12 protein-coding genes are annotated in these 13,710 nt (G+C 70.6%); 8 read left to right on the top strand and 4 right to left on the bottom strand.

Annotated elements, in window-relative coordinates:
- Positions 1-11 precede the first annotated feature (11 nt).
- The 6 genes from KUM03_RS10530 to KUM03_RS10555 all read left to right on the top strand — a co-directional run bounded on the left by KUM03_RS10530 (position 12) and on the right by KUM03_RS10555 (position 6,302).
- The gene (locus KUM03_RS10530) at positions 12-410 is read left to right on the top strand and encodes a DUF742 domain-containing protein (protein ID WP_007387727.1); all 399 of its coding nucleotides are present in this window, start codon (positions 12-14) and stop codon (positions 408-410) included.
- On the top strand, positions 391-966 hold the full coding sequence (locus KUM03_RS10535) for an ATP/GTP-binding protein (RefSeq protein WP_003973455.1): 576 nt from the start codon (positions 391-393) through the stop codon (positions 964-966). The genes KUM03_RS10530 and KUM03_RS10535 overlap by 20 nt, the downstream gene beginning before the upstream one ends.
- A 410-nt stretch (positions 967-1,376) precedes the next feature.
- Positions 1,377-4,649, top strand: a complete 3,273-nt coding sequence (locus KUM03_RS10540) for a nitrate- and nitrite sensing domain-containing protein (protein ID WP_217246763.1) — start codon at positions 1,377-1,379, stop codon at positions 4,647-4,649.
- Between the two features lie 10 nt (positions 4,650-4,659).
- Complete coding sequence (locus KUM03_RS10545; RefSeq protein WP_004983065.1) at positions 4,660-5,073, top strand: roadblock/LC7 domain-containing protein; 414 nt, start codon at positions 4,660-4,662, stop codon at positions 5,071-5,073.
- Positions 5,074-5,167: 94 nt separating this feature from the next.
- Entirely contained in the window at positions 5,168-5,740 is a 573-nt protein-coding gene (locus KUM03_RS10550; protein ID WP_073731626.1) for a DUF742 domain-containing protein, read from the top strand.
- Positions 5,721-6,302: an ATP/GTP-binding protein gene (locus KUM03_RS10555; RefSeq protein WP_009314218.1), complete on the top strand. Its 582-nt coding sequence runs from the start codon at positions 5,721-5,723 to the stop codon at positions 6,300-6,302. Before KUM03_RS10550 ends, KUM03_RS10555 begins: the two co-directional genes overlap by 20 nt.
- 177 nt (positions 6,303-6,479) lie before the next feature.
- Here the strand turns inward: KUM03_RS10555 and KUM03_RS10560 are convergent, their stop codons facing one another.
- The 3 genes from KUM03_RS10560 to KUM03_RS10570 all read right to left on the bottom strand — a co-directional run bounded on the left by KUM03_RS10560 (position 6,480) and on the right by KUM03_RS10570 (position 10,850).
- Positions 6,480-6,677: an acyl-CoA carboxylase epsilon subunit gene (locus tag KUM03_RS10560; RefSeq protein WP_019328726.1), complete on the bottom strand. Its 198-nt coding sequence runs from the start codon at positions 6,675-6,677 to the stop codon at positions 6,480-6,482.
- Between the two features lie 17 nt (positions 6,678-6,694).
- A complete protein-coding gene (locus KUM03_RS10565) occupies positions 6,695-8,278 on the bottom strand; it encodes an acyl-CoA carboxylase subunit beta (RefSeq protein WP_217246764.1) in 1,584 nt (527 codons plus the stop codon).
- 154 nt (positions 8,279-8,432) lie between these two features.
- Positions 8,433-10,850, bottom strand: a complete 2,418-nt coding sequence (locus tag KUM03_RS10570; RefSeq protein WP_217246765.1) for a polysaccharide lyase 8 family protein — start codon at positions 10,848-10,850, stop codon at positions 8,433-8,435.
- Positions 10,851-11,009: 159 nt separating this feature from the next.
- Between KUM03_RS10570 and hpnR the strand changes: the two genes are divergently transcribed.
- Together hpnR and KUM03_RS10580 are read left to right on the top strand one after the other, a co-directional pair.
- The gene (hpnR, locus tag KUM03_RS10575; RefSeq protein ID WP_217246766.1) at positions 11,010-12,503 is read left to right on the top strand and encodes a hopanoid C-3 methylase HpnR; all 1,494 of its coding nucleotides are present in this window, start codon (positions 11,010-11,012) and stop codon (positions 12,501-12,503) included.
- A gap of 91 nt (positions 12,504-12,594) precedes the next feature.
- Complete coding sequence (locus KUM03_RS10580) at positions 12,595-13,152, top strand: YceI family protein (protein ID WP_217246767.1); 558 nt, start codon at positions 12,595-12,597, stop codon at positions 13,150-13,152.
- Here the strand turns inward: KUM03_RS10580 and KUM03_RS10585 are convergent.
- On the bottom strand, positions 13,139-13,690 hold the full coding sequence (locus KUM03_RS10585; RefSeq protein ID WP_217246768.1) for a cysteine hydrolase family protein: 552 nt from the start codon (positions 13,688-13,690) through the stop codon (positions 13,139-13,141). The genes KUM03_RS10580 and KUM03_RS10585 overlap by 14 nt on opposite strands.
- Positions 13,691-13,710: the final 20 nt, after the last annotated feature.

A 13,710-nucleotide genomic window follows, 5' to 3' on the forward strand; every position in this document is an offset into this window, starting at 1 on the left:
CCGGAGGATTCATGACCCCGCCCACCGCCTCTCATGATCCGTACGCGGAGCCGTACGAGGACGAGGGCGACCAGCCGCTGGTACGTCCGTACGCGATGACCGGTGGCCGGACCAGGCCGCGCTATCAGCTCGCCATCGAGGCGCTGATCAGCACGACGGCCGACCCGGCAGCGCTCATGGGGCTCCTGCCCGAGCACCAGCGCATCTGCCACCTGTGCCGCGAGGTGAAGTCGGTGGCCGAGGTGTCGGCCCTGCTGGCCATGCCCCTGGGCGTGGCCCGGATCCTGGTCGCGGACCTCGCGGAGGCCGGGATGGTCGCGGTTCACCAGCCGGGCGGCGACGAGAACAACGGCGGTGCGCCGGACGTGACACTGCTCGAAAGGGTGCTCAGTGGACTTCGAAAGCTCTGACGGAGGGCGGGCGACCACCTCCGCGAAGATCGTGGTGGCCGGCGGCTTCGGCGTCGGCAAGACCACGTTCGTGGGCGCCGTCTCCGAGATCAACCCCCTGCGCACGGAGGCCGTGATGACCTCCGCCAGCGCCGGGATCGACGACCTCACGCACGCCGGGGACAAGACGACCACCACGGTCGCCATGGACTTCGGCCGCATCACGCTCGACCAGGACCTGATCCTCTACCTGTTCGGCACGCCCGGCCAGGACCGTTTCTGGTTCATGTGGGACGACCTGGTGCGCGGCGCGATCGGCGCGGTCGTGCTGTGCGACACCCGCCGGCTGGCCGACTGCTTCCCGGCGGTGGACTACTTCGAGAACAGCGGCCTGCCCTTCGTCGTCGCCCTGAACGGCTTCGACGGACAGCAGCCGTACTCGCCGGACGAGGTGCGGGAGGCGCTGCAGATCGGTCCGGACACCCCGATCATCACGACCGACGCCCGGCACCGCGCCGACGCGAAGAGCGCCCTGATCACGCTGGTGGAACACGCGCTGATGGCGCGCCTGCGGTAGGTACGCGGGCCGTAGCAGCCAAGTCGGCAGTGATCTACGGCAGTTGCCGTAGACGACACGGAGCCGACTGTGTCCTTTGACACGGTCGGCTCCGCCGTTCATAACGTTTCGGCAGAGGAATCGGGTGGTATCGACACGCGACGCGGTCAACTGGTCTCGCTGCGCGCACGAACGCACCGTCTTTTGACGGGCCTCGCTCTTTATGACCGTTTTATCTGGGGCTTACATCACGTGTAACCCCCGCGTTCCACTGTTTGGAAGAGCGCAGGTCGCCGTGCTGGAATGCCAGAACTGCCCAATGGTCAACGACGCACGAGACGTACTCACCGGTAGCACGTACTCGTCGACGGATGGGCTCTGAGACACAGCGGCACGACGTAGGTGCCGACCGCCGAGAGGTTGTTGGTCGAGTGAGGCGAAGCAAGAACAGTCCCGAGCCATCGGCCCGGGGCAACTTCACCCCGCCGCCGCGTACAGCGGCGCCCGCCCCCGTGCCCGCTGCGGAACCCACGGAGGAACCCGCCCCGAGCGGCGGCCGCTTCTCCCCGCGCAACTGGCGGGTGACCACCCGGCTGAACGCGATCCTGCTCATTCCCGTACTGGTCGGCCTGGTCATGGGCGGCTTCCAGGTGAAGAGCTCGATCGACACCTGGTCGGACGCCCAGGACGCCGAGAGCACCGCGCGCCTGGTGCAGGCCTCGCTGAACTACGCGAACGCCCTCTACAACGAGCGCGACACCACCGCCGCCCCGCTGCTGCAGGGCAAAGGCCAGAAGGACGACGCCGTCGTCAAGGCCCGCCAGGCGACCGACGAGGCGGCCGACGCCTTCGACGAGGCGGCGCAGGGCATGCCGTCCAAGCCCGGCCTGGAGCGCCGGCTGAAGGTGTTCCGCGAGCAGGAGCCCAAGCTCCAGTCGCTGCGCGTGGCCGCCTACACCTCCAAGCTCAAGGGCGTGGAGACCGAGGAGGGCTACACCGGCGTCGCCCACCCCCTGATGGAGTTCGCCAACGAGCTCGGTCTGGGCACCGGCAACATCACCTCCTACGGCCGTACCGTCTACGCGATCTCCCTGACCAAGGCGGCGCTCTCCCTGGAGCGTTCCATCGGCATGCACATGCTGGTCAAGCCGGGTCCGGAGCCGAGCCACCTCGCCAGCCAGCGCGTCGCCCTCTCCTCGTACGCCTACCTCGAGCGCATCGCGATCGAGGAGTACATCGGCGGCGGCACCGAGGCGGACGCGCAGAAGCTCGAGGACGCCGAGGCGCAGCTCAAGGAGGACGGCGCGGCCATGGCCAAGGAGGCCAAGGCCAAGGACCCGGACTACGTCCCGCCGCCCACCAACCCGACCACGATGGTCTCGGAGCTGGCCCAGCTGGAGTCCACGGACCCCAGCGCCCGGGCCGACCTGGCCGAGCAGGGCATCACGCCGGAAAACTGGTGGGCGGTCAACACCCTCAAGTTCGACGCGTACCAGAAGATCGAGTCGGACCTGGCCGACAAGGCGGTGACCGAGGCGTCCACGATCGCGGACGACGCCGAGCGGGACGCCTACATCACGGGTGCCGCGGTCGTGATCGCGCTGCTCGCCGCGTTCATCCTGGCCGGCATGGTGGCCCGCCAGATGAGCCGCTCCATGCGCCAGCTGCGCACCGCCGCCTTCGGCATCGCCGAGCAGCGCCTGCCGATGCTGGTCGACCAGCTCTCCCGCACCGACCCCGGCCGGGTCGACACCCGGGTCGCGCCGATCCCGATCACCTCGACCGACGAGATCGGCGAAGTCGCCCGCGCCTTCGACCAGGTGCACCGCGAGGCGGTCCGGCTCGCCTCCGAGCAGGCCCTGCTGCGGGGCAACATCAACGCGATCTTCACCAACCTGTCGCGCCGCAACCAGTCGCTGATCGAGGGCCAGCTGACCCTGATCACGGACCTGGAGAACAACGAGGCCGACCCCGACCAGCTGGAGAACCTCTTCCGGCTGGACCACCTGGCCACCCGCATGCGCCGCAACGGCGAGAACCTCCTGGTCCTCGCCGGCGAGGAGCCCGGCCGCCGCTGGGACCAGCCGGTGCCGCTGGTCGACGTGCTGCGCGCCGCCTCCTCCGAGGTGGAGCAGTACGAGCGCATCGAGCTGTCGGGCGTCCCCGAGGCCGAGATCCACGGCCGTGCCGTGACCGACCTCGTGCACCTGCTCGCCGAGCTGCTGGAGAACGCCACCACGTTCTCCTCCCCGCAGACCAAGGTGCGCGTCACCGCGACCCGTCTCCCCGACGGCCGCGTGATGGTCGAGATCCACGACAAGGGCATCGGCCTGACCGCCGAGGACTTCGCGGACATCAACCACAAGCTGGCCAACCCGCCGACCGTGGACGCCGCGATCTCGCAGCGCATGGGCCTGTTCGTGGTCGGCCGGCTGTCCGACCGGCACGGCATCCGCGTCCAGCTGCGCCCCTCCGGCGAGCAGGCGGGCACCACCTCGCTGGTCATGCTCCCGGACGCCATCACCCACGGTGGCGGCGGCGAGCACCAGCAGCGCGACGAGTTCACCGTCTCGCAGATCATCCCGGAGCAGAACTTCCAGGGTGAGAACTTCGCGCAGGTCGGTCAGCCCATGCGGACCGCCGCCGAACTCGGCTTCGACGACAGCCGGTACGCCGAGGTCCCCGACGACATACGCGAGCTCGACCCAGTGGGCCGCTCGCTGATGCGCGAGGAGCGCCGCGCGGCCCTGGAGGCCCAGTCGCACCCCGAGCTGACCGGCCCGGAGGAGCACGGCGGCCGCGAGGAGACCGAGGGGCTCGGCTTCCAGGACCAGTTCACCGGGCAGCAGCAGGCCTACGACCAGGGCCAGGGCGGCTACCAGGACCAGCAGACCGGCGGGTACGACCAGCAGGCGTACGCCGACCAGCAGCAGACGGCGTACCAGGACCAGCAGCAGGCGTACGACGAGCAGTACTTCGCGCCGAACGGCGGCCTGCCGCAGGGCGAGGGCTACCCGGCGGGCGGCGGCTACCCGGACCCCTCGTACGGGGAACCGGCCCGCAACGGGCACCAGTCGGCCGGCTCCGGCGCGCACGAGGGCTACTCGGCCTTCGATCAGCGACGCCACCAGGACGACTGGCCGCAGCAGGACGGCTACCGGAACGGCTATCCGGACCAGTACCCCTCGGGGGCACCGGAGGCGGAATCCGCGCAGGCCGCTGACGTGAACGAGGCGGACCGCGTAGGCTTCGACCGTCCGGGTCCGGCCACCTCCGCCGCCCACGAGATGACCGACGCCGGTCTCCCCCGCCGCGGGTCCACCGCGGGCGGTGCGGGCAGCGCGGGGCACGTGGGCCAGGAGACGCCGGCGGAACCGGCCGGTGCGAACGGCACGGACAACTGGCGGTCGGCCAACGACGACCGCTGGCAGCAGGCCTCGGCGCTGCGCAAGCCCAAGGCGGGCGGGGTGACCTCCTCGGGGCTGCCGCGCCGGGTACCCAAGGCCAACCTGGTCGAGGGCACCGCCGAATCCACTCCACAGGGAGGCCCACAGGTCTCCCGCGCTCCGGAGGACGTCCGGGGCAGGCTGAGCAACCTGCGGCGCGGCGTCGAACGGGGCCGCAACGCAGGCAGTGAAACGAACGGCCAGGACACAAGGAATGAACACCGTGGTCCTGACAGCACCTACAACCAGGAGCGTTAGTGTGAGCCCGATGAGCCAGGCGGCACAGAACCTGAACTGGTTGATCACCAACTTCGTGGACAACACCCCGGGGGTGTCCCACACGGTGGTGGTCTCCGCCGACGGACTCCTTCTCGCGATGTCCGAAGGGTTTCCGCGCGACCGCGCCGACCAGCTCGCCGCCGTCGCGTCCGGCCTGACCTCGCTGACCGCCGGTGCCTCGCGCATCTTCGAGGGCGGCAGTGTGAACCAGACGGTTGTGGAGATGGAGCGGGGATTCCTCTTCATCATGTCCATCTCCGACGGTTCGTCCCTCGCGGTTCTTGCACACCCGGAGGCGGACATCGGTCTCATTGGGTACGAGATGGCCCTTCTGGTGGACCGTGCCGGCACGGTTCTGACGCCCGACCTGCGGGCAGAGCTCCAGGGCAGCCTTCTCAACTAAAGGACAGACGGTGCGTTTTGGTGTCCCGTGGCCGTAAAGTTTCGGGACGCGGCTCCACAGTGATGGATGCCCGGCACAGTCGGAGGAGGAAAAAGTGGCAACACCCCCAGGCGGTCCGTCTTCGGGCAACTGGTCGTACGGCCCTGGCCAGGGCCGTAACGACGGCTCGGCGAACGGGTACGGCTACCCCTCCGTCCCGGACCACCGGCAGCCGTACGCACCGCAGGGCCCCGGCCCTTCGCCGTACGACCAGCCGCAGGCTCCGCGCATCCAGCCCGTGCAGCCGCAGCGCCGCACCCCTGAGCCGGCGCCCGCCGGGGCGTCGAACAACCCCCTGGTGCGCCCGTACGCCATGACGGGCGGTCGCACCAGGCCGCGGTACCAGCTCGCCATCGAGGCGCTGGTGCACACCACCGCGCAGCCGCACCAGATGCAGGGCCAGCTGCCCGAGCATCAGCGGATCTGCAACCTCTGCCGGGAGATCAAGTCGGTGGCCGAGGTCTCGGCCCTCCTGACGATCCCTCTCGGCGTGGCCAGGATCCTCGTCGCCGACTTGGCGGAGGCGGGCCTGGTCGCCATCCATCAGCCCGGCGGCGACGAGAACGCCGGCGGCCAGCCAGACGTGACACTGCTCGAAAGGGTGCTCAGTGGACTTCGCAAGCTCTAGCGGAGGGCCTTCCCGCTCCACCACTTCCGCGAAGATCGTGGTGGCGGGCGGATTCGGCGTGGGCAAGACGACGTTCGTCGGCGCCGTCTCGGAGATCAATCCGCTGCGCACCGAGGCCGTGATGACGTCCGCGTCCGCGGGCATCGACGACCTCACCCACACGGGGGACAAGACGACCACGACGGTCGCCATGGACTTCGGACGCATCACGCTCGACCAGGACCTGATCCTGTACCTGTTCGGTACGCCCGGCCAGGACCGCTTCTGGTTCATGTGGGACGACCTGGTGCGCGGCGCCATCGGCGCGATCGTGCTGGTCGACACGAGGCGGCTCGCCGACTGCTTCCCCGCCGTCGACTACTTCGAGAACAGCGGCCTGCCGTTCGTGATCGCGCTGAACGGCTTCGACGGGCAGCAGCCGTACAACCCGGACGAGGTCCGGGAGGCGTTGCAGATCGGGCCGGACACGCCGATCATCACGACGGATGCGCGGCATCGGGCCGATGCGAAGTCGGCGCTGATCACGCTGGTCGAGCACGCGCTGATGGCGCGCCTGCGCTAGCCGCGCAGGCGGCACCCCGCTACGCCGGGCTGCGCGACGCCCCCTGCGGCCACTGGGCTGCCGGGGGCGGTTTCGTTGCCGGGTGCGGGTGCGTCGTGGCTGGTCGCGCAGTTCCCCGCGCCCCTAAAAGCCGAGCAGGGCCCCTCCTCACGGAGGGGCCCTGCTCGCAACTACAGGTCAGCGCCAGCTGTGCGGTGCTCGGAAACCCGGTTCGCGTTCCAGGCGGCGCCAGCCCGCGCGGACGCGGCCGCCGCCGTGGGTCGGGGCGATCTCTGCGGGGCGGGCGGCGGCGCGGGCGAGCAGGAGGGCCGTGATGGCGGCGACCTCCTCGGGCTCGGCGTGGCCCTTCTCGACGCGGATGTCGGCAGGGGACATGGTCGTGGCTCCTCGGGTCACTGCGGCGGGTTGCCGTGCTTGCGGGAGGGCAGGTCGGCGTGCTTGGTCTGCAGCATCGCCAGGGACTTGATCAACACCTCGCGGGTCTCGGCGGGGTCGATGACGTCGTCGACGAGGCCGCGTTCGGCCGCGTAGTACGGGTGCATCAACTCGGTCTTGTACTCCTTGACCATGCGGGCCCGCATGGCCTCGGGGTCCTCGGCCTCGGCGATCTGGCGGCGGAAGATGACGTTGGCCGCGCCCTCGGCGCCCATCACGGCGATCTCGTTGGTCGGCCAGGCGTAGGTGAGGTCGGCGCCGATGGACTGGGAGTCCATGACGATGTAGGCGCCGCCGTACGCCTTGCGGAGGATGAGGGAGATGCGGGGCACGGTCGCGTTGCAGTAGGCGTAGAGCAGCTTCGCGCCGTGGCGGATGATGCCGCCGTGCTCCTGGTCGACGCCGGGCAGGAAGCCGGGCACGTCCAGGAGGGTCAGGATCGGGATGTTGAAGGCGTCGCACATCTGGACGAAGCGGGCGGCCTTCTCGGAGGCCTCGATGTCCAGGACGCCGGCCAGGGCCTGCGGCTGGTTGGCGACGATGCCGACGACCTGGCCGTCGAGGCGGGCCAGGGCGCAGATGATGTTGCGCGCCCAGCGCTCGTGGACCTCCAGGTACTCGCCGTCGTCGACGATCTCCTCGATGACCTTGGCCATGTCGTAGGGCCGGTTGCCGTCGGCCGGGACCAGGTCGAGGAGGGTGTCGCCGCGGCGGTCCGCGGGGTCGCCGCACTCGTGGCGGGGCGGGTTCTCCCGGTTGTTCTGCGGGAGGAGGGAGAGGAGGTAGCGGACCTCGGCGAGGCAGGTCTCCTCGTCGTCGTACGCGAAGTGGGCGACGCCCGAGGTCTCGGCGTGCACGTCCGCGCCGCCGAGCCCGTTCTGGGTGATCTCCTCGCCGGTGACGGCCTTGACCACGTCGGGGCCGGTGATGAACATCTGCGAGGTGTCGCGGACCATGAACACGAAGTCGGTGAGGGCGGGGCTGTAGGCCGCGCCGCCCGCGCACGGGCCGAGCATCACGCTGATCTGCGGGATGACACCGGACGCCTTCGTGTTGCGCTGGAAGATGCCGCCGTAGCCCGCGAGGGCGCTGACGCCTTCCTGGATGCGGGCGCCGGCGCCGTCGTTCAACGACACCAGCGGCGCACCCGCCGCGATGGCCATGTCCATGATCTTGTGGATCTTCGTGGCGTGGGCCTCGCCCAGCGCACCGCCGAAGATGCGGAAGTCGTGCGCGTAGACGAAGACCGTACGGCCCTCGACCGTGCCCCAGCCGGTGATCACACCGTCCGTGTACGGCTTCTTGGCCTCCAGCCCGAACCCGGTCGCCCGGTGCCGGCGCAGTTGCTCGACCTCCCGGAAGGACCCGGGGTCCAGGAGCAGTTCGATACGCTCCCGCGCGGTCAGCTTGCCCTTGGCGTGCTGCGCCGCCGTCGCCTTCTCGCTCGGTCCGGCCAGTGCCTGCGCACGGATCTCGTGCAGCTCGGCGACCCGCCCGCGCGCGTCCGTCGGCTCACCCGGCGCCTCATCCAAAACGGTCATGTAGCGACTCTACGAACCCGACCAAGGATTGCGAGCCGTCGACTCCGTACAGTCTCCGGCGCGTTTTCCTGGTAGCACTGAACAGAACCCCCATGGCATGCAGTCGTTTCGACTGCTCAGGGGGCCTGATACTTGTAGGGGTCGTACAAAGTCGTCAGCTGAGAGTCACCTCACATTCATGGGTGGTACATACCACCCCTGGAGTGACGCGGAGGTGCAGTCGGCGGCCCGTGGTGAGGATCTCGACGGTGTCGTCGGCCCGCACCACCCCTCGCACCGGGTGGTCCCAGATGATCTCCAGGGGCTCTCCGGTGCGCGGCGGCTCGCTCACACAGAGGGTAGCGGTGCGGCCCCGGCGTCTGACCAGCACGCTCGCCCCCGCGGTGGCGGTGAGCGGCCCCGCCGTGCCGGCCTGCCAGAAGTTGGCCGCCGTGAGGCCGAGCGGGTGAACGGTGACGGCCTGGCGGCGGGCGTCGTTGGCGAGGACGGTCAGCCGGCGGCGGTCGGCGGCGCGGCGGGCGACGGCCCCGCGGGAGGCGCCCGGCATGAGGACGTAGTGGTACCCGGCGTCGGCCGGGTCGGTGCCGTGGTCGAGCCAGAGGGTCTGCCAGCGGCGGGTGCGGCGCTCGGTGGTGCTGGTGGTGTTGATGTCGGACCAGGCGCCGGTGCGGTTCTCGCGCAGGGTCCGCAGGTCGCCGTCGGGCACGATCCAGCCGCCGTGGCCCTCCAGGTGGGCCCAGTCCCGGCCGCGGACCAGGACCTGCGTGCCGCCCTCGCCCAGGTTGCGGTTGTCGACGACCGTCTCGACCGGGACGCCGTCCGCGCAGGTGATGCCGGCACCGAGGCAGACCACCTCGTCGTCGAGGAAGAACCAGGACTTGCGGGCCTCGAGGGTGGAGCCGAGGCCCTTGAGGTGCTGGCCGACAGCCGCGTACTCGCCGTCGGTGGTGCCGCCGACCCAGCGCACGTCGGGCTTGGGCGCGCCCCACTCGCCGCCCGCCCGGTCGGGCAGGCGCTTGGTGGAGACGGTGGTGCCGGGCAGCCGGTACCAGTCGACGGTCGGCCAGAACCAGTCTGTGTACTGATCGGACCGATCGGACCGATCGGACCGATCGGACCGATCGGACCGATCGGACCGATCGGATCCGACACCCTTCGCCCACCAGGTGAGCAGGCCCGCGCCGGTGTGCCAGCCGCGCGGGTTCTCGCCGTTCCCGCACTCGTAGTGCGCGATGCGGTCACTGGCCATGGCGAGGCCCGCGGTGAAGGCGGGGCGGCGGTGGACGGCGCGGTCCATGGCGGCGAAGAGGCGGTGCTCCGTGGGTTCGGGCGTGGCCTGGACGGGCGTGTCGGCGATCGCGTGCAGCCTGGCCAGGTCGGCGACCGGGAACTGTGGTGCCGTGAGGATCGGGGTGACGGTGTCCCGCTCGATCCAGCCCTTGATCCGCGCGTGCCAGCGCTCGCGCTCGGCGTCGCTCGCGCCGCCCGCGAGGACGGCCATGGCCGCGATGAGCTGCTGCCCGTGGAAGTGGTCGCTGCGCATGACGTGCAGGTCGTCGCTCTTGAGGTAGCCCCGGCTGATGGCGCGCCCGTTCACGGTGTCCATGACGAGTCCGTCGTGGACGAGGGGCGCGTAGGCGTGCTCGACGCTGTCCAGGACGATCTGCCTGCCGGGGTCCGTCACCGCCCAGTCCGACCCGGCGAGCAGGGTGAAGAGGCGGCCGAGGCCGTCCAGCATGACCTGGCCGTACGTTCCCGAGTAGGCGACCCAGGTGTGCTGCACGAAGGAGCCGTCGGCGTAGAGGCCGTCGCCCTTCGTGACGTACGGGAAGACCGGGGAGAGGGCGTCGCGGGCCAGGGCGATCTTGTCGGGGGCCCGGCCCAGGATGCCGCGCAGGGCGACGGAGCGGCACAGGTCGACGCGGTTGGCGCCGGTGGAGGTGCCGGAGTAGTCGCGGAGCATGGCGTCGGGGATGAAGTGGTCCACGGCGGCGCAGGCGGCGGCGATGCGGTCGGGGCCGAGGTGGTCGTGGAGGGCGGCCGTGATGTCCATCAGGAGGCGGGGGCTGCCGATCTGCCATTCCCACCAGTTGCCGTAGCGGGTGGTGGAGGGGTTGTAGACGGTGGCCGAGAGGTGGTCGAGTCCTCGGAGGATGTCGGCGAGGAGGGCCTGGTCGCCGGTGGAACCGGTGCCCTGCTGGACGTAGGCCTGGGTCATGGTCCACAGGCGGCCGTAGGCGAAGGTGATGCCGGCGGGCGGGTCGAAGGGGTGGCCGGGCCACAGGGAGGTGGGGGTGGGCGTCATGGCTGCGCGATGGTCGCGGGCGCGGGCGCCGGTCTCGGCGAGGCGGGAGGCGTACGGTTCGGCGGCCGGGTCGTAGTCCGTGCCGAGGGCGATGTCGAGCCAGCGGCGGCGGAGGGTGTCGTAGGGGTCGGCGCGGGCCGCGGCGGGCGCGGGGGTGCCGAGGGCCGGGGTGAGCGTGGCGGCCAGGGCGGTGGCGAGGAGGAAGGTGCGGCGGGTGGGTCCGGCGGCGGTCCGGCGGGCGTGCGGCCACTTGGAGGTCATGCTCATGACCCTTCCCCGTTCCGGGGTCCGCCAGGCGGCGGTACGGGAGCTGCGGCGGCGGGCGGGCCGGGTTAGGAAAGGGGGGCCTGTCCGTGCCCCACCGAGCCCTACCGCCGTTCCGGTTCGCCTCCGTTCCGGTGCGTTCCGACCCGCGACGAGGTGACCATGCGTCTGCTGCTCGTGCATCCCAGCGCCCTGATGTACTCCGAGATCTTCCTCCGCCTGGAACCGCTCGGCCTCGAACGGGTGGCGGGCGCGGCCCGCGAGGCCGGGCACGAGGTGCGGGTCGTGGACCGCCAGGTGCTCAGCGAGCGGGTGCTGCGGGACGAGGTGCGGTCCTTCCGGCCCGAGGCCCTCGGGATCTCGCTGAACTACCTGGCGAACATCCCGGAGGCGATCGAGCTGGCGGTGAAGGTGAAGCGGGAGGTGCCGGGCTGTTTCGTCTTCTTCGGCGGGCACAGTGTCTCCTTCGTCGCCGAGGACGTGCTGGAGCAGGCGGCCGGGGCGGTGGACGCGGTGGTCCGGGGCGAGGGCGAGCCGGCGATCGCGCCGCTGCTGGAGGCGGTGCGCGACGGCGGGGTGGACGGCGTCCCCGGCATCATCACCGCCGCCGGACGCGGGCCCGCGCCGCTGATGATGCACGGCATCGACTCCCCGCTCCCGGCCCGCGACCTGATGCGCAACCGGCGCCGCTACTTCATCGGCGAGCTGGACCCGTGCGCCTCCATCGAGTTCACCCGCGGCTGCCCCTGGGACTGCTCGTTCTGCTCGGCCTGGACGTTCTACGGCCGCAGCTACCGCAAGGCCTCCCCCGAGGCTGCGGTTGAGGACCTGGCACGGGTCCGCGAGCCCAACGTGTTCATCGTGGACGACGTGGCCTTCATCCGTCCCGAGCACGGCAACGCCATCGCCGACGAGGTGGAGCGGCGCGGCATCCGAAAGCAGTACTACCTGGAGACACGCAGCGACGTGCTGCTGCGCCACCCCGAGGTCTTCGAACGGTGGGCGCGGCTCGGCCTGCGGTACATGTTCCTGGGCATGGAGGCCATCGACGCCGAGGGCCTGGACCTGTTCCGCAAGCGGATCAGCCCCGACGAGAACTTCCGGGCGCTGGAGGCGGCCCGCCGCATGGGCATCCAGGTCGCCATCAACCTGATCGTGGACCCGGCCTGGGACGAGGAGCGGTTCCGGGTGGTGCGGGAGTTCGCGCTGTCGGTGCCGGAGATCGTGCACTTCACGGTGATGACGCCGTACCCGGGCACGGAGATCTGGCACACCGAGTCCCGCCGCCTGACCACCCGGGACTACCGCCTCTTCGACATCCAGCACGCGGTGGTGCCGACGACGCTGCCGCTGGAGCGGTTCTACGAGGAGCTGGTACGCACCCAGGCGGTGATCAACCGCAAGCACCTGGGCCTGAGGACGGCGTTCGGCGCGGCCCGCATCCTCGGCCGGAACCTGCTGCACGGGCAGACGAACTTCGCGCGGATGCTGTGGAAGTTCAACCAGGTCTACAACCCGCGCCGGCAGTTCGCGGACCACGGCATGCCGGTCCGGTACGAACTCCCGCTGCCGCGCCCCGTCGACGTCGGCGACCGGCGGCAGCTGTACGTGCACACCCGGCCGGCTCCGCAGGCTTCGCCGCCACGCCGGTCGTAACCGTTGAAGCGTGTACGGAATAGGTCTAGAGTCGTGACCGTTGGACTGGTTGAACATTCAACATCACGGCTCGACCTTTCTGGAGGACGCCATGACCACGACCACCGACCTCGCGACCCTGACCGGCGAGTACACGATCGACCCGTCCCACACGACGATCGGCTTCACGGCGCGCCACGCCATGGTCACCAATGTCAAGGGCAAGTTCCTCGACTTCAGCGGCACGCTCCGCCTGGACGGCACCGACCCCGCGAAGTCCACCGCGACCCTCGACATCACGATGGACAGCATCGACACGGGCTCCGCCGACCGCGACGGCCACCTCAAGAGCTCGGACTTCTTCAAGACGGACGAGTTCCCGAAGATGACCTTCCGCTCGACCGGGGCGGAGGCCCTGGGCGGCGACGACTACCGCATCACCGGCGACCTCACGATCCTCGGCACCACCCGGCCGATCAGCATCGACCTGGAGTTCAACGGCGCCGCCAAGGACCCGTTCGGCAACGAGCGCGTCGGCTTCGAGGGCAAGGCGGAGATCAAGCGCTCGGAGTGGGGCCTGACCTGGAACGCGGCCCTGGAGACGGGCGGCGTGCTGGTCTCCGACAAGATCAAGCTGAACTTCGACGTCTCGGCGATCAAGCAGGCATGAGTTCCACGTCGGCGGCGGCCCGGACCCGAATGCTCCGGCCGGGCCAGCCGATCGTCCGGTAAATCGTGTTGTACTGCGCGATCGAGGCGTCCGCCGGGACCAGGTGGCCCGCGTCCGCGGCCGCCCGGTGCGACGTGGTGTGCCCGTCGGCCACGAACACCAGGTCGTACCCCCGGCTCAGCGCCTGCCGTGCCGTGGTGTCGACGCAGACCTCCGTGGCGAACCCGGTGACGATCACCTCGGTGACGCCGAGCGCCTTCAGGACCGCGTCGAGATCGGTGCCGAGGAAGCTGTCCGGGGTCGTCTTGTCGACGACCGGCTCGCCCTCCCGCGGCGTCAGCTCGGGAACCACCCGCCACCCGTCGGTGCCGGGCTCCATGCCCTCGCCCCGCTGCCGGACGGTCACGACCGGCACACCGGCCGCCCTCGCCCGCTCGCTCAGGCCGGCGATCGCGGCCACCGTCTCGGCGGCCCGGTGCGCCATGGCGACGGTGGCGTGCTGCATGTCGATGACGAGGAGTGCGGTGGCGGACGGCATGCGCTCACCGTAGCCGGGCG

Source organism: Streptomyces sp. AC602_WCS936 (assembly GCF_019049125.1).
Taxonomy (GTDB): Bacteria; Actinomycetota; Actinomycetes; order Streptomycetales; family Streptomycetaceae; genus Streptomyces.